Origin of the sequence: Acholeplasma granularum ATCC 19168 (genome assembly GCF_000526235.1) — a bacterium.
GTDB lineage: Bacteria > Bacillota_I > Bacilli_A > Acholeplasmatales > Acholeplasmataceae > Acholeplasma > Acholeplasma granularum.
Genome location: NZ_JAFR01000007.1, coordinates 179,350 through 196,136, shown reverse-complemented (window position 1 = coordinate 196,136; position 16,787 = coordinate 179,350). Strand labels below are relative to the sequence as shown.

Below are 16,787 nucleotides of genomic sequence, written 5' to 3'. Positions count from 1 at the left end.
AAGAGGTAAAACTATGAGTAAAGTATATGTAGTTGCAGCGAAAAGAAGTGCGATTGGTTCTTACTTAGGAACTCTGGCTCAAATTTCTCCAGCTGATTTTGGTTCACAAGTTTTAAAACAAACTCTAGAAGTAAATAACATCAAATCAGAATGGATTGATGAAGTTATTATCGGTAATGTTCTTCCTGCAGGACAAAAACAAGGGTTACCTAGACAAATTTCTATTAAAGCAGGAATTGCACCAGACGTACCAGCTTATGGTGTAAACATGATTTGTGGATCTGGAATGAAATCTGTAATTACAGGTTTTGCTTCGATTAAAGCAGGATTAGCAAATATGGTTGTAGCTGGTGGTGTTGAATCAATGTCTCAGGCTCCTTATTTGGTACCTGGTACGGTACGTAATGGTGTTAAAATGGGGGACCTATCACTAATTGACTACATGGTAACTGAAGGTCTAACAGATGCTTTTGAAGGTTATCATATGGGTATTACTGCTGAAAACATTGTTGATAAACATGGGTTTACTAGAGAAATGCAAGATGATTTTGCATATCACTCACAAGTTAAAGCAAAAGCAGCTCAAGAAGCAGGTCTTTTTGTTGAAGAAATTATTCCAGTTACAATTAAAACTAGAAAAGCTGATATTGTATTTGATAAAGATGAATACATTAACTATACAACTACAAGAGAAAAGATTGCTGCATTACGTCCAGCATTTAAAAAAGATGGTACTGTTACAGCAGCAAGTTCATCAGGAATTAATGATGGTGCAAGTTTTATGGTATTAGCAAGCGAAGAAATGGTAAAAAAACACAATCTTAAACCACTAGTTGAGATTATTGGAGTTGGACAAGCTGGTGTAGAACCAAGTGTAATGGGCTTAGGACCTGTCCAAGCTATTATTAATTCACTTAAAATTGCTAATTTAAAAATAACAGATATTGATACTTTTGAATTAAATGAAGCGTTCGCAGCACAGGCTTTAGGTGTTGTTCGTGAATTGTCACAAGAATTAAACATTAAAGAAAGCATGATATTAGACAAGACTAATCCAAATGGTGGTGCAATTGCATTGGGTCATCCAGTTGGAGCATCAGGAAATAGAATTATGGTTACATTAATTCATAACTTATTAAGAAATAAAGATCATAAAGTTGGTCTAGCTAGTCTATGTATTGGTGGCGGTATGGGTACATCTGTCATCTTAAAAAAAATCTAAGAGGAGTCTAAAATGAAAAAATTAGAAGGTAAAGTAGCGGTTATTACAGGTGGTGCAAAAGGTTTAGGACAAGCAATTGCTTTAGCATATGCTGAAGCGGGTGCAAAAGTTATTGCTGGAGATTTAGGTGAACTTTCATATTCACATCCAAATGTTGAAGGTATGTACTTAAACGTTACAGATGTAACAGGTGTTGAAAAATTTTACCAAGCTGTAATTGACAAATATGGTCAAATTGATATTTTAGTAAATAACGCTGGTATTACTAAAGATGCTATGACAAGAAAAATGACTGAGCAACAATGGGATGCTGTTATTGATGTCAACTTAAAAGGTGTATGGAACTTAACACGTCTAGTTGGACCTCAAATGCAAACTAAAGGTTCAGGATCAATTATTAATATTTCATCAGTAGTTGGTGTTTTTGGTAATATTGGACAAGCAAACTATGCAGCAACTAAAGCTGGTGTAATTGGGTTAACTATGACTTGGGCAAAAGAATTTGCTCTTAAAGGTGCAAATGTACGTGTGAATGCAATTGCTCCAGGATATATTATGACTGATATTTTAAAAACAGTTCCACAAGATTTACTCGATAAATTTGCAGCACTTACAATGTTAAATCGTTTAGGTCAACCAGAAGAAATCGCAAAAGTTGCACTATTCTTAGCAAGTGATGACTCTTCATATATTACTGGCCAAACAATTAATGTTAATGGCGGCATGAGATTATAATTAAAAATTTAAGATGAGGAGAATGACATGAAAGAACATGTAGGTATTGTCGGCACAGGTATTTATTTACCAAAAGGCCGTATGACTGCTAAAGAAATTGCTGAAGCTACTAAAGGTATTTGGTCAGAAGAGGCTGTCATAGATAAATTAGGTATTAAATCAAAAGTTATTCCTTCATCAAGTGAAAGTGATGGCACTCAGGAAATGGGTGCCTTAGCTGCACTTGATGCATTAAAAAATACAGGTATGAATCCATTAGATATAGATATTATTTTAAGTGTATCTGAAGAATGGAAAGAATATCCACTAACAACATCTGCACTTTATGTACAAGATAGAATTGGTGCTACAAATGCATGGGGTATTGACGTGCAAAATAGATGTTGTACAACCGTATCGGCTCTAAAAATGGCTAAGGATATGTTAATCGCTGACCCAGAGGTTAATGTTGTAATGGTTGTTGGAGGTTATAGAAATGGTGATTTTGTAGACTATACAGACAAGAATATGTCAATGATGTATAACTTAGGTGCTGGTGGTGGCGCAATTATTTTAAAGAAAAATTATGGTAAAAACCTACTTTTAGGTAGCCATATGATTGCTGATGGTTCATTATCACGTACTGCTGGAGTCGAAATAGGTGGTATAATAAATCCAATAACAAAAGAAAATCTAAGCGAGGCTAAACATTCACTTAGATTAATGGATCCGGTTAAAATGAAAAATCGTCTCAATGAGGTATCTATGCCTAATTGGTACAAATGTATAGATGAATCTCTAAGAAAATCTAATTTAGAGAGAAAAGACATAGACTTTTTAAATATTTTACATATTAAACGCAGTGGACATATGTCAATGTTAAGTGATTTAGGATTAAAGGAAGACCAAACAATTTATTTAGAAGACTATGGTCATATTGGTCAAATTGACCAAATCTTGTCACTTCATTTAGCTTTAGAACAAGGTAAAGTTAAAGATGGTACAGTAATGGCTATGTTAGCTGCAGGTATCGGTTATGTATGGGCAGCAAACATTATAAAATGGGGACCAATGAAATCCTAAATTAAGGAGTGTTAAAAAGAATGTATAAAGATAAATTAATTACAGCACATGAAGCTGTTAAATTAGTAAAATCAAATGATCATGTTGTTGTTGGTATGACAGCAGCAGAACCACAAGCTTTTATGAATGCTTTACATGAAGTTGCTAATGATGTTAAAAACGTCACTGTTTCTTCATGTTTACCAATATTAGAAGCAGAATTTTTCATGAATCCCAAATACAAAGAATCTTTCAACGTTGGTGGATGGTTTTATACGAATACGCTAAGAAAAATTCATAAAAACGGTAATATTTCATATATTCCAAATCATTTACATTTAGCTGGTAAAAAAAGATTTCAACATAAAAAACCAAACGTATTTGCAATGTCTACATCTATGCCAGATAAACATGGATTTGTATCTTTATCTGTGCAAAATGTTTATGAAATGGATGCTATTGAGATTGCTGATATTGTAATTTTTGAAGTTAATCCAAATTTTCCAAGAACATTTGGAGATAATCAAGTTCATATTTCAAGAGCAAATTATATTATTGAATCAAATTATCCTGTACCATCGATTCAAAATGCTGAACCAAATGAAAAGGACCTAATTATTGGTAGACTGGTTGCAGAACAAATTCCTGATGGTGCAACACTTCAACTTGGTATAGGTGGTATTCCTAATGCTGTAGCTGCATCGTTAAAAGATAAAAAAGATTTAGGAATCCATACTGAAATGTTCACAAACGGAATGATGGATTTAATTAAATCAGGCAACGTTACTGGCAATAAGAAAAACTTTTTTAAAGGTCGTCATGTTACAGCCTTTGCCTATGGTTCAAAGGAATTATATGATTTTTTAGATAATAATCCAAGTATTTATTTTATGCGTGGCGTTGAAGGTAATGATCCTGCAATTATCGGTAAAAACGATAATCAAATAAGTATTAATACGACAATAGAAGTAGATTTAACAGGTCAATGTGCATCAGAATCAATTGGACATGTTCAATTTTCAGGAACTGGTGGACAAGCAGATACTGCAATTGGAGCTCAGAATTCAAAAGGTGGTAAATCATTTATAACACTATATTCAACTGCAATGGTAAAAAATCCAGAAACTGGAGAACGTGAAGAAGTATCAAAAATTGTATCAACTTTAAAACCTGGTGCAGGTATATCATTATCTAGAAATGATGTCGATTATGTTGTTACTGAATATGGTATTGTTTCTTTAAGAGGTACAACAATTGCTGAAAGAGCCAAACTACTTATTTCTATTGCACATCCTAAATTTAGAGACCAATTAACAAAAGAAGCAAAAGAATTAATGTATATAGGGCAAGATTCATGAGTTACTTTAAATATTTAGATAAAAATGTGTACTATGATATCAAAGGTGAAGGTAATCCAGTACTAATTTTAAATGGCATAATGATGTCTACAAAAAGTTGGGAACCATTTGTGCATACCATTAGTAATAACTTCATGCTTATTCGCTTAGATTTTTTAGACCAAGGGCAAAGTGACTCTTATGAAACAGATTATACTCAAACTGTTCAAGTTGACTTAGTCAAAGCATTACTAGATCACCTTAATATTGATAAAGTGCATTTAGTCGGCATTAGTTATGGTGGTGAAGTTGCACTGCAATTTGCTTTAAAATATCCTAATAAACTTGATCGTCTAATTATTTATAACTCTGTTGCATATACTACTAAAACACTAGCTCTTACTGGACACAAATGGAATGAGTACGCAGAATCAAGAGATACTCTTAACTACTATGAGGCTACAATTCCAGTTATTTATTCTAAAGAGTTTAATAATAAAAAAGCTGAATGGATGGCTAATAGAAAACAAATATTAACAAATGGTGCCTTCAAAGATACGAACTTTTTAGATCGTATGATCAGACTAACTAATTCTGCAGAAAACTATGATATAAGAAACAATATTAAAGATATCACAACACCTGTAATGATAGTCGGTGCAGAAGATGATTATTTAACACCACTTGTTCATCAACGCATCTTAAATAATAATCTACCAAATTCTAGACTTGTTATATTGCCAAATGTTGGACATGCATCCATGTATGAAGTACCAGAAATTTTTACAACAATACTTATAGGATTTTTAAAGACAGAATTAGAATTTAAAATTTAAAGGGGATGTTTATATGAAGAATAAAGAAGTGTTACTTCCAAATAATGAAACAATTCATTACTTTGAGCAAGGCGATTCAAAAGACACATTATTACTAATTCATGGTAATACCTCGTCGGCAATATTTTTCGAACCACTATTTGAAAAATTACCAAATGGCCTTCGTGTTATTGCACCAGACTTAAGAGGATTTGGCAATTCAACATACAATAATAACATTGAAACATTAACAGATTTTTCTGATGACTTAAAAATGTTTTTGGATGTACTAGGAATAAATCATGTACATATAGTTGGTTGGTCTTTAGGTGGAAATATTGCGATGGAATTTTCAAGCAATTATCCAAATATGGTCAACAGCTTAGTGTTACTTTCATCAGGTTCACCCAAAGGTTATCCTGTATTTGTAAAAAATGAAAAAGGACAACCTGACTTTCCAAATATATACAAATCAAAAAGTGAAATGGCATTAGATCCTGTTCAGGTACTACCATTACTAAATATATACAAAGAAAAAAATGCTCAAATGCTTGCATACATTTATGATGTAACTATTTATACGGGTAAGAAACCTAATAAGGATAAAAACTTATTATGGATGCAAGAGGCAATCAAACAAAGAAACTTAGTTGATGTGGATTGGGCTTTAGCTAACTTTAATATTACTAACCAAAACAGTTTATATAGTATGGGTAATAATAAAATAAGCAAATTAAAAGCTAAAACACTAATTATCTGGGGCAATAAAGATTTAACTGTACCAAAAATTATGTTTGATGAAACAGTTTCATTATTCCCCGAGGCTGAGGTAATTATATATGAAAACTGTGGTCATTCAATCGTTGTAGATGATCCAGAACGTCTTGCTATTGATATACTCCACTTCATTTAAAACCAGTTATTAAACTGGTTTTTTAATGGCTTTATAAGTATTATGTTATAATTATTTTAGAAGGTGAAATTATGCAGCAAAATGTAAAATTAGATGATATTATCGAAGTAGATATCAAAAGAATGGGTATCAATGGTGAAGGCATTGGCTATCATGAAAGACTAGCTATTTTTATTGATCAAGCATTACCAGGTGAAACTGTAAAGGTACAAATTAAAGAAGTATTTCCAAATAGAGCAACAGCAAAAGTTGTTGAGACATTAAAAAAATCAAAACAAAGAATTATACCTTTTTGTCCTGTTTATGATTTATGCGGTGGCTGTCAAGTTCAGCATTTTAATTATGTGGCAATGCTGGGACAAAAAAAGGATATTTTAAGTAAAGCACTTGACAGGTACATGAAAAAATACGATAAGTCTTTAATTAAAGAAACAATAGGTATGGATAACCCGATGCATTATCGTAATAAAGCTTCTTTGCCTTTAAGAAAAATTAATGGTAAGAATCGTTTTGGTATGTACGCTAGAAATTCTAATCAGTTTATTCCAATTGAAGACTGTGGTATTCAACATAAAAAGATTAATGAAATTTTTACAACAATTACATTACTAATGGATAAACTAGGAATTGATGCTTACGATCCTAAAACAAAAAAAGGTGATATATCACACGCAGTTGTACGAATTACAGAAAACTTAGAGGAAGTTCAAGTTTCATTTATCATACCTAAAAAAGTTAATAAAATGATTGAATTTGTCAATGAACTGGTTGTACATCATCCTGAAATACTTTCAGTTTATGATGTGATTAATTCAGAAGTTAAACAAAGTTTTTTTACCAATAAAACTAAACTAATATATGGTAAAGAGACAGTAGATGAATCACTATCTGGATTTAAGTTTAGTTTAAAACCTGATGCTTTTTTCCAACTTAATACAACTCAAGCAGATAAGTTTTACAAAAAAATGGTTGAATTATCTGAAGTTTCTGAAAATGATATTGTGATTGATGCTTATGCTGGTAGTGCACCAATATCTCACTATATTGCTGATAAAGCCAAAAAAGTATATGCTATAGAAATTAATAAAGATGCAGCAACCTCTGCAAAAATTTCTTTAAATAATAATAATATTAGAAATGTTGAGGTCATACAATCAGATTTTGAAGAAGCCTTAAATAAACTAAAAAACCAAACAATCGATATCATGTTATTTGATCCACCAAGATCAGGTTTAGGTGAATCAACTATAGATACAATACTTAAGTTTAAACCTAAACGTTTAGTTTATGGATCTTGTAACCCATCAACTTTAGCTAAAGATTTAAGTCAATTAAGTAAATCTTATATTGTAAAAGAAATTATCCCAATTGATATGTTTCCTTATACATCATTAGTTGAAAGTGTTTCTTTACTTATACTAAAATAATGAAAAAATTAGGATATCTTATAGCCAAGTTAATATTAACTAGACATGCTAAAATCAGGTATGATGAAGACTTACTTTATATGGTGAAGTTCAAGTAACAATAAAACTTAAAATCCTATTTTGAATGGTGCTGATATCATTATTTCCACCATATAGTGCTTCAAACAGGAGTTATTATTTCATGTATTACAGGCATTAAACTAACAGTTGAAAATAATTTACAGGAATGGTTACCTGGTACTTGACAAAAGTATCCAACAGATGATTTTGAAGAATTATTTGATTTTATTTGGAGTAAAGTAATTGAATAATAATTAATAATTATAAATAAAAAGGTGTGTTTACAAAAGTAAACGCACCTTTTGGTTAGAAGATACCACTTGATTTATTGCCAGTTACCTTTTCATATAATACTTCGCTAAATAATATAAACAAAGAAGGAAGGTAATGAACCGGTAATTTAAATTGATAAAATTCATCGTTATAATATATTTGAATGTTTCTACCTAAATCACCAGGTAGAGCAGCTACATCTTCAATAGGTATTTGAATGTTTACATCCTGATTTCTAAAACTACCTTGATAATTATAACCATGTTTTGAAAGTGTGATGATTCCTTTACCTAAAGGTTTAATTAAATCGTTATCATAACTTTCAAGTATTGTTGAACTTTCAATTTTAAAGTTAGAGTTTTCTTTAAGTGAATCGATAAAATATAATTTTTGTTTTTCATACACTTCATAAATTGTTTTATTATCAAGTAGACCAAATAAATCATAAATTCTTCTAGAATTACAACTTGGACAAATTATTTCATTTTTATGTGTATTTAAACCAACATGTTTGCATTTATCACATTGATAAATAACGTTTTCTAAACCTTTAATATTTTTACCTTTAAACTTAAGTTTTTTAGATAAGTTAATAACTGATGAATCAACAGCTAACTTATCTACAATACGATTGTAGATTTCATTTTCAGACAGGAATTCAATTTCGTTTTTAGATAATATTGGCAATATAGAAGTATATATTTTGCCTTTAAAGCTTTTTTTAGACCATGCTGGATTGACCAAGGATGCATTTTCGTGAGTAATTGCGTAGACATCAACTCTTGCTCTTTTAACTAGTTTTGCAATAGCAAAACTAATTGGTATAGGGCGACCAGTCGTAGATATTTGACCTTCAGGAAATATTGATACAATTTCATTTTGTTTTAATAGTTTAAATGTAGAATGGACGGCTTTTGGATCTGCTCTAAATAGTTTTTTTGGTATAGCCTTTGCTAACTTTAACCAAAACCCCATTCGTCGATCATAAAACATTTTTTCTGCTGCTAAAAATGTAGTCCCTTTTGGATAAATTGCTGCAAATGTATATGCAAAATCATACCATGATGTGTGATTGCTTAAAGTGATTGCTGGCCCAGTAATCTTAACTTTCTTTAAGATTTTTTGTCCCTTAAAAATTGCCACAAGTTTAAGTAAAAAACCAACCATTAAGTAAACAAATTTATTAGTTTTTTTCATTAACATATTAAAGAGCCTTAACTAATTCATCGATATTTGTGCTATCCTTAATTGCAAGTCTAATTTCTTTTTGCATTTGAGCATCTATTTTATAGCGATGAGAAACAATTATGCCAATTGTCATTAGTAGAAGTGGTGCCAGTGACATAATTAGTTTAATCGCTAATAATGCATTTTCTGGTTGTGAAGGATTAAGTGGTGGATTTGTTAGATCGCTTTCAACAAAACCAGCAAGACCTAAGATAAACATCGATAAGGCTAGTCCGATAGCTTGAGATATTTGATTAACAAAGTTTGTAAAACCACCCATCTGACCATCTAATCTCTCTTCAAATACTAATTGACCTGCATCAACAACATCACCAAACATAGTATGTGGAATGAGTCCGGGTCCTGAAATACCAAAACCCATAAGTGCAGCAAGTAAGTAGATAATCCATACTTGATTCAAATCTTGAGGAACTAAGAGTAATATTAGTGCAACAATTATCCAAATAAATGCCCCTAAGCGGTAGGTAAACGTTTTTCCAAATTTTTCTATTGTCTTTAAGTAGAAAGGTAATGCAACAATTTGCATACCAAACATCAGTGCAGCTGAGATTAAACCAACTGATGTGGTAGAACCATTAAATGTTGCTGTTTTAGTAATATAAAAATCAATATAAAAGAAAAATAAACCACTCATAATTGCCATACACATTTGAACAACTAAAAATAAATATAAGTATTGTCGATAACTTTTTAGTTTTAATGGTTTTAATAAGTCTTTAAAGTTGAATTTAGCTTTAGTTGGTTCAGTTATAATTTCTTCTTTTGCAAAAATACCAGTAATCATCGTAGATACAGCAAATATAACACCGAAAGTTAAACTCATAACTTGGTAACCTATTGACTGGTCTTCAAAACTTGAAATTATCAAACCGGGAACAGCAACACAAATAATAGATGCAAAGATTGAAAAACCTAAACGAACACTATTATATGAGGCACGTTCGTGATAATCACTGCTTATTTCAGAACCAAGTGAATAGTAGGGCACCATGATTGCTGATTGTACGGTTGTAAAGAGTAAATAACTTGCTAAGCATGCTATAACCTTAAGTATTTCTTGTTCAAAATTATAAGGATAAAAAAGTAAATAAAGTGAAATAACTAAAAGAGGAGATACGAATATTAGATAAACTCGTCGTTTTCCCCATCTTGATTTTGTTTTATCACTGATATAGCCCATTATTGGATCAATTACTGCATCCCAAATTCTTGCTAATAAAATAATCAAACCTGCATAATATGGGCTTAAACCAACTGCTAATACTAGAAATCCAGTATATAAAAAATTAATAATATTAAAAGAGCCACCACCTAAAATATCGGCAGCAGCAAATGCTATTTTCTTTCCAAATGTTTTTTCTTTCATAATTATGATATCCTTTTATCTATATTGTATATTATGTTTATTATATCATGCATAAAAATTAAGTTAAACGATTCCATGAAATTATTAAAGTATTTGATATATATCATCAGTTATTTTCTCTACATAATAAAACATATAATAGAAATAATAGTTTTAATTATGGTATACTTTTATAGGTTATTGATTTATAAACATTTTATATATAAAGAAGGTGTTTGGTTACAATCAAACACCTTTTTAAAATCACAATATATAAAGGAAAAAAATATGACATTTAATGATTTAAATATAATTGAACGTATTACAAAATCTTTATCTTTATCAGGATATAGTGAGCCTACACCTATACAAGTAAATGCAATACCTGCACTACTTGATGGTAAAGATTTACTAGCAAGTGCACAAACAGGTACCGGTAAAACAGCAGCATTTGCTATACCAATTTTACAAAAAATATATGAAAGTAAAAATCATAAGGCAGATAGAAAAATTGAAGCATTAGTATTAACCCCAACGCGAGAACTTGCACTACAAGTAGCTGAAAATTTTACAAATTACTCAAAATACTTGAACATAAAAAATACTACAATATATGGTGGGGTCTCTCAAAAACGCCAAGAAGAATCTATTAAACGTGGTGTAGATGTAGTTATTGCAACACCAGGAAGATTACTCGATCTACTAAATCAAAAAATATTACACTTAAATGATATAAAATACTTGGTGTTAGATGAAGCTGATCAGATGTTAGATATGGGATTTATTAAAGATGTACTAAAAATAGTTAATCAAATACCAAAAGATAGACAAACAATGCTATTTTCTGCAACCATGCCAAAACAAATTGAGCAATTATCAAAACAAATACTCATAAATCCAGTAAGAATTGCTGTTGCTCCAGTCACACAAACCCTTGACTTAATCAATCAATCTGTTTATTTAGTCTCAAAATCATATAAAACAGCTTTACTTGTTGATTTAATTAAAAAAATGAATATGAAATCTGTATTAGTATTTACGCGAACAAAAAATGGTGCAAATAGATTAGTTAAAAATCTAATGATGGTAAATATTGAATCAGAACCCATTCATGGTAACAAATCTCAAGCATCGCGTGAGCGATCACTAAATAACTTTAAGTCGGGAAAAACAAAAATACTAGTAGCAACAGATATAGCAGCAAGAGGCATTGATATTGAGGCTCTAGATTTTGTAGTTAACTATGATTTACCAGAAGTACCAGAAACATATATACACCGTATCGGTAGAACGGGTAGAGCAGGATTAAGTGGTATTGCTATATCTTTTTCTGACCCAGCTGAACCTAAATTACTTAATCAAATTGAAAAACATATCGGTAAATCAATCAATGTTATTGAACATCAATTTCAGGTGTTAAAACCTATCAAAGAATCTATAAAACCAATAACTAAAAGTCCAAAACATGAAATAAATAGAAGACAAGATCAAAATAAATTACCGGATTACTTAAAATTTAAAGGTCACAAACCAAAATCTAAAGAAAATAAAAATTCTAAAACCTCTATAAAGAAAAAAAGTAAGTCTTTTGTAGAGTATCAAAAAAAGACGAATCCACACTATCAAGTTAAAAAAAGTAAATCCAATAAATAAAAATAAACCCAGAAATTAAATTAATTTCTGGGTTTAGTCATATGAGTCACTTGAATTTTATAAATAAGATTGAAAAAATTGTTAAAACAGATATTATTAATATTGGTATCAAAATAATACTTAAGTCAAGCATTTTATCAATCATGACACCTGTATACAAATTACCTATAATTGCTGCTAGACCATAACTTAGATACATTTTTCCATATGTTTTGCTAAAACTATTTAATCCAAAGATTTCTTTGGTAATCAAAGGCATTAAAGCTAACCATCCACCGACAGTTGCCCAGCTAAGAATAAATGTGGTTATGAATAAAAAGCTGTGTTTACTATCAAAGAAAATATATATGGTTGACACAATAATGGTTAATAATGATAAAAGTATTACTGAAAATTTTAATCTATATTTATCATAAATATATCCAAATATTGGTCTTGCAAGACCATTTGATAGGGCAAATACAATCATTAAAAGACTAATAGTATTTGTATTTAGCCCATAATACTCCATGCCTATAAACACAGTTAAACCGATCATCGCTAAACCAAACATAATTCCGAACATAAATATAATAAAAAAATATACAAAAACTGATTTTGTTGCATAAGGTGTTTCTTCAGATTTAATGGAATATAGTAAACTTATGTCTACTCTTTTAATTAGTAAATGACTAAATAAAGAAAGAAGTAAAACTGAGACTAAACCAAATAGCAAGAATGTAGATTTAAATCCTAAAAAATCAAATAATATTTGTAATATTGGAGCTGTAATTACTGTCGATAAACCAAATCCTGCAATTGTAAATCCAACCGCAATTCCTTGCCTTTTCTGAAAAACTTTTTGAATGATTGTTATAGGAATACCGTATAGTATACCAACACCTATACCAACTAAAACCCCATAACCCACAGTGAAAATAAGATAATTAGATGCTAATCCAGAAATTATATAACCAAAACCAACAAGTAGCACACCATAAATGAGCCATTTTATAAAATTATCTTTGTTTATATATCTACCACTAATCATAACAAACAATGAAAAAAATGCTAAAGATGTTAGATATGGAAACGAACTTTGGGTGTGGTTTAGATTAAATTCATTTTCTAAATATAATCTTACAATACTGTATGCATATACTGTGCCTAATATTAATTCAATAAGGATACCACTAATTAGTGTGATTATTTGATGTTTTTTTGTCATTTCTTGCATTTATTTCACCTACATCTTAGTTATATTGATCCATATAAAAAAACGATATTGTTAGAATAACAAAAATACAATAATAAAATCAACTAATAAGACTTATTAAATAAATACCTAGATAGTCTTTATAATTGTTATGTATTTGAGATTAGTTGTAAAAAACGTTACCATATTGTATAATTTAACTATAATAAATTGCATATAAGAGGGGTCTAAGTATGAAAATTTTATTTTGTAGTTCAGAGTGTTTTCCTTTTAGTAAAACGGGTGGTTTAGCAGATATGGCATATTTTTTGCCAAAATCAATTAATAAACTCGGACATGAAATTAAAATTATTACACCGTATTATGAGCAAATAAAAAGATACCACGATAAAATGAGATTTTTAGGTAGTAAAACAATATATATGTCCCATTTTGAGACGATTGTAAATTACTATGAGATGATTTATGAAAACACCACATATATATTTGTTCAAAATATGCATTATTTTGAAAGAGATTCATTATATGGATATCATGATGATGCTGAAAGATTTACCTGTTTTAATTATGCAATTTTAGAAGGGTTAGAACTAATTAATTTTTACCCGGATATCATACACCTTAATGACTGGCAAACTGCAATCTTACCATATTTACTGGATAAACATTATAGACATCAAAGTTATAATTATTTTAAAATTCATATTTTATTAACCATACATAATTTACAATATCAAGGTAATTTTGATAAGTCTGTAGCTCAACTATTTAATACAGATTTTGATTATTCTTACATACATTTTGATCGTGTAAACTTTTTAAAGGCAGGCATAGAAAGAGCAACCAAAATTAATACAGTTTCACCAACCTACAGTAAAGAGGTAATGACTAATGAATTTGGATTTTCTCTAGATGGTGCCTTAAAGAATAGACAAAATGATTTTAGTGGTATTTTAAATGGTATTGACGATGTAGTATTTAATCCTAAAACTGATAAAATGATTGAAAAAAATTATGGATTAAAAGATGCATTATTTGGTAAAGCAGAAAATAAAGCATTTATACTTGAACATTTTGGTCTTGATTTATCAACTAAAGAACCACTTATTGCCTACGTTGGAAGACTTGCTGATCAAAAAGGTATTTCATTAATGGAGTTTTGTATAGAAGAGGTACTAGAATATTCTAATGCCAAATTTATACTAATGGGCTCAGGTGATCAAAATTATGAAAACTTTTTTAGATACTTAACTGGAAAATATCCGAATAGAGTAGCCAATTATATAGGTTTTAACGAAAAAATTGCACATTTAATTTATGCTGGAAGTGATATGTTTATGATGCCAAGTAGATTTGAACCATGTGGCCTTGGTCAAATGATTGCAATGCGTTATGGATCTTTACCCATTGTAAGAGAAACAGGCGGTCTAAAAGATACAGTTATTCCATACAATAAATATACAAATGAAGGTACAGGATTTACTTTTGCAAATTATGATTCATATGATTTAAAAGAAAAATTATTTGAAAGCATTCATGTATATAACAATCAAGCAAGTGTTTGGAAAAAATTGGTTAATCAAGCGATGAAAACTGATTATGGACTTAATAAAATGGCGATATCATATGAAAAAATATACAAAGAAATGTTAGGGGAAAAATAGTTATGGAGACATTAGCAATAATTTTAGCAGGTGGTAAAGGTACAAGACTAGATTTATTATCTGAAAAGCGTAGTAAACCAGCCATGCCTTTTGCTGGTAAATTTAGAATTATAGACTTTACTTTATCAAATTGTGCACAGTCTGGAATATATGATATTGGCATACTTACTCAATACCTGCCGCTTTCATTGAATAAACATATTGGTAGTGGCAAACCCTGGGATTTAGATAGAAGGGATTCATCAGTAACTTTACTACAACCACATACAAATTGGTATTTAGGTACTGCAGATGCTGTCTATAAAAATCTTGAATACTTAAACCGCAAAAATCCAAAATATGTTTTAATTTTGTCAGGTGATCATATTTATAAAATGGATTATCGCAAAATGATTTCATTCCACAAAGAAAATAATGCATTATTAACAATAGCAACTCAAAGAGTTAGACCTGAGGATATTTCTAGATTTGGTATTATGTCAGTTAATTCAAATAATGAGATCATAGAATTCCAAGAAAAACCAGAACATTCAGATTCCAACTTAGCAAGTATGGGAATTTACTTATTTGATTTTAAACTTTTAAAGAAAGTCCTAACGGAACTTGAACAAGAAAATTTAGATTTTGGTAAACACATCATCCCACATCTAATCAATACAACTTCAAAAGCTGTATTTTCTTATGAATTTAATGATTACTGGATGGATGTTGGTACATTAGATTCTTATTTAGAAACTAACTTAGCAATGACTAAAAACTATACAAAATTAGATTTATATGATCCAACCTGGAAAGTATTTACAAAAAGTGAAGACCTACCTCCTGTTAAAGTAGGAAACGATGCTAAAATTGTAGATAGTTTAGTTTCTAATGGGTGTATTATTGAAGGTACTGTAATTAATTCAGTCCTAAGTCCAGGAGTTAGAGTTGGTAAAGGAACTGTTGTTAAAGATAGTGTTATACTAAATGATACAATAATAGGTAATTACACTGAAATTACAAAGTCAATCATTGATAAAGAAGTAACAATTGGAAGTTATACACAAATTGGTTATGGTAATGACTTAACACCAAATAAAGAAAAACCCAAAAATCTTTATAGTGGTATTACTTTAGTTGAAAAACAAAGTGTTATTCCAGGTCATATAAGAATTGGTAAAAATTGTAGAATATATAGATCAGGAACAATTAACGAAAAAGATGTACCATCAGGATCAACGATTCGATAAAAAAATAGAGCTACTTTTAATTAAAAGTAGCTCTATTTTTATTTTTGCATAAACAATTATCTATTTTTCAAATTGTAAAACACTATAAATAACAGATGATACAGCTCCTAATATAGCAGATACATAACCGAATACAGCTCCAATTGCCAAATTATATGCTTTATAAGTTCCATTATATTCGACATTAATAATAGTTCTTGTAAAAGTAGTGTTACTTGGTAGTTGGAACAACAATATAATTGATATTACAAATACTGTAGTAGTTATAAGTCCCATAATTAACTTAATATATGATGTTTTTTTATGGTTGATGACACCAATAACTAAAAGTATACTCATAAAACCAGGCAAGATAAATGCTAGTAAATTTAAAATACTAAAATTAACATTATGATCAATAAATGTGCCAAATCTATAAGTATTACCACCAAAAATAGCAGTTAATCCATTCATAATAGCCTGATCATCATTTGTTTTTAAGACATCCAAAAACATTGTAACTGAAATTAAAAGTCCAAACAATAAAATAACTAAAGGTAAAAGATTTTCTAATTTTTTCGTCATTATTACTTCCTCCTAAAGTTATTATACAATAAAATAAAATTTGATTAAAGTAAAAGACTATCTCAT

Annotated in this window: 14 protein-coding genes; 10 read left to right on the top strand and 4 right to left on the bottom strand. The window is 29.8% G+C overall.

Going from position 1 to position 16,787, the window contains the following annotated elements:
• Positions 1-13: 13 nt before the first annotated feature.
• From G324_RS0102855 to rlmD, 7 genes are all read left to right on the top strand, one after another.
• A complete protein-coding gene (locus tag G324_RS0102855) occupies positions 14-1,222 on the top strand; it encodes an acetyl-CoA C-acetyltransferase (RefSeq protein ID WP_025724895.1) in 1,209 nt (402 codons plus the stop codon).
• 12 nt (positions 1,223-1,234) lie between these two features.
• Positions 1,235-1,957 (top strand): 3-oxoacyl-ACP reductase FabG, encoded by a 723-nt coding sequence (gene fabG / locus G324_RS0102850; protein ID WP_025724894.1) that lies wholly within the window; start codon positions 1,235-1,237, stop codon positions 1,955-1,957.
• 27 nt (positions 1,958-1,984) lie between these two features.
• Positions 1,985-3,019, top strand: a complete 1,035-nt coding sequence (locus G324_RS0102845; RefSeq protein WP_025724893.1) for a 3-oxoacyl-ACP synthase — start codon at positions 1,985-1,987, stop codon at positions 3,017-3,019.
• Positions 3,020-3,039: 20 nt separating this feature from the next.
• The gene (locus G324_RS0102840; protein WP_162146839.1) at positions 3,040-4,356 is read left to right on the top strand and encodes an acetyl-CoA hydrolase/transferase family protein; all 1,317 of its coding nucleotides are present in this window, start codon (positions 3,040-3,042) and stop codon (positions 4,354-4,356) included.
• Complete coding sequence (locus G324_RS0102835) at positions 4,353-5,171, top strand: alpha/beta fold hydrolase (protein WP_025724891.1); 819 nt, start codon at positions 4,353-4,355, stop codon at positions 5,169-5,171. The genes G324_RS0102840 and G324_RS0102835 overlap by 4 nt, the downstream gene beginning before the upstream one ends.
• A gap of 13 nt (positions 5,172-5,184) precedes the next feature.
• Positions 5,185-6,063, top strand: coding sequence for an intracellular short-chain-length polyhydroxyalkanoate depolymerase (gene phaZ / locus G324_RS0102830; protein WP_025724890.1), 879 nt, complete (start codon positions 5,185-5,187; stop codon positions 6,061-6,063).
• A gap of 71 nt (positions 6,064-6,134) precedes the next feature.
• Positions 6,135-7,490, top strand: coding sequence for a 23S rRNA (uracil(1939)-C(5))-methyltransferase RlmD (gene rlmD / locus G324_RS0102825; protein WP_025724889.1), 1,356 nt, complete (start codon positions 6,135-6,137; stop codon positions 7,488-7,490).
• A gap of 366 nt (positions 7,491-7,856) precedes the next feature.
• Here rlmD and G324_RS0102820 read toward each other — a convergent pair whose 3' ends face one another.
• Together G324_RS0102820 and G324_RS0102815 are read right to left on the bottom strand one after the other, a co-directional pair.
• Entirely contained in the window at positions 7,857-9,026 is a 1,170-nt protein-coding gene (locus G324_RS0102820) for a lysophospholipid acyltransferase family protein (RefSeq protein ID WP_025724888.1), read from the bottom strand.
• A 1-nt stretch (position 9,027) separates the two neighbouring features.
• Positions 9,028-10,437 carry an MFS transporter gene (locus G324_RS0102815; protein WP_025724887.1) on the bottom strand — a complete coding sequence of 470 codons (1,410 nt, stop codon included), beginning with the start codon at positions 10,435-10,437 and terminating at the stop codon, positions 9,028-9,030.
• Positions 10,438-10,704: 267 nt separating this feature from the next.
• On the opposite strand from G324_RS0102815, the gene G324_RS0102810 reads away from it, so the two are divergent.
• Complete coding sequence (locus G324_RS0102810) at positions 10,705-12,069, top strand: DEAD/DEAH box helicase (protein WP_025724886.1); 1,365 nt, start codon at positions 10,705-10,707, stop codon at positions 12,067-12,069.
• 46 nt (positions 12,070-12,115) lie between these two features.
• On the opposite strand, the gene G324_RS0102805 is transcribed toward G324_RS0102810, so the two are convergent.
• A complete protein-coding gene (locus G324_RS0102805) occupies positions 12,116-13,285 on the bottom strand; it encodes an MFS transporter (protein ID WP_162146838.1) in 1,170 nt (389 codons plus the stop codon).
• Between the two features lie 212 nt (positions 13,286-13,497).
• Between G324_RS0102805 and G324_RS0102800 the strand changes: the two genes are divergently transcribed.
• Positions 13,498-14,928, top strand: a complete 1,431-nt coding sequence (locus G324_RS0102800) for a glycogen synthase (protein ID WP_025724884.1) — start codon at positions 13,498-13,500, stop codon at positions 14,926-14,928.
• Positions 14,929-14,930: 2 nt separating this feature from the next.
• Positions 14,931-16,157 carry a glucose-1-phosphate adenylyltransferase gene (locus tag G324_RS0102795; protein ID WP_025724883.1) on the top strand — a complete coding sequence of 409 codons (1,227 nt, stop codon included), beginning with the start codon at positions 14,931-14,933 and terminating at the stop codon, positions 16,155-16,157.
• A gap of 60 nt (positions 16,158-16,217) precedes the next feature.
• On the opposite strand, the gene G324_RS0102790 is transcribed toward G324_RS0102795, so the two are convergent.
• Complete coding sequence (locus G324_RS0102790; RefSeq protein ID WP_025724882.1) at positions 16,218-16,721, bottom strand: hypothetical protein; 504 nt, start codon at positions 16,719-16,721, stop codon at positions 16,218-16,220.
• Positions 16,722-16,787: the final 66 nt, after the last annotated feature.

Excerpts from the sequence above, each read along its gene's own strand:
- G324_RS0102855 (WP_025724895.1), top strand. The coding sequence starts at position 14 with ATGAGTAAAGTATATGTAGTTGCAGCGAAAAGAAGTGCGATTGGTTCT.
- fabG (WP_025724894.1), top strand. The coding sequence starts at position 1,235 with ATGAAAAAATTAGAAGGTAAAGTAGCGGTTATTACAGGTGGTGCAAAA.
- G324_RS0102845 (WP_025724893.1), top strand. The coding sequence starts at position 1,985 with ATGAAAGAACATGTAGGTATTGTCGGCACAGGTATTTATTTACCAAAA.
- G324_RS0102840 (WP_162146839.1), top strand. The coding sequence starts at position 3,040 with ATGTATAAAGATAAATTAATTACAGCACATGAAGCTGTTAAATTAGTA.
- G324_RS0102835 (WP_025724891.1), top strand. The coding sequence starts at position 4,353 with ATGAGTTACTTTAAATATTTAGATAAAAATGTGTACTATGATATCAAA.
- phaZ (WP_025724890.1), top strand. The coding sequence starts at position 5,185 with ATGAAGAATAAAGAAGTGTTACTTCCAAATAATGAAACAATTCATTAC.
- rlmD (WP_025724889.1), top strand. The coding sequence starts at position 6,135 with ATGCAGCAAAATGTAAAATTAGATGATATTATCGAAGTAGATATCAAA.
- G324_RS0102820 (WP_025724888.1), bottom strand. The coding sequence starts at position 9,026 with ATGTTAATGAAAAAAACTAATAAATTTGTTTACTTAATGGTTGGTTTT.
- G324_RS0102815 (WP_025724887.1), bottom strand. The coding sequence starts at position 10,437 with ATGAAAGAAAAAACATTTGGAAAGAAAATAGCATTTGCTGCTGCCGAT.
- G324_RS0102810 (WP_025724886.1), top strand. The coding sequence starts at position 10,705 with ATGACATTTAATGATTTAAATATAATTGAACGTATTACAAAATCTTTA.
- G324_RS0102805 (WP_162146838.1), bottom strand. The coding sequence starts at position 13,285 with ATGCAAGAAATGACAAAAAAACATCAAATAATCACACTAATTAGTGGT.
- G324_RS0102800 (WP_025724884.1), top strand. The coding sequence starts at position 13,498 with ATGAAAATTTTATTTTGTAGTTCAGAGTGTTTTCCTTTTAGTAAAACG.
- G324_RS0102795 (WP_025724883.1), top strand. The coding sequence starts at position 14,931 with ATGGAGACATTAGCAATAATTTTAGCAGGTGGTAAAGGTACAAGACTA.
- G324_RS0102790 (WP_025724882.1), bottom strand. The coding sequence starts at position 16,721 with ATGACGAAAAAATTAGAAAATCTTTTACCTTTAGTTATTTTATTGTTT.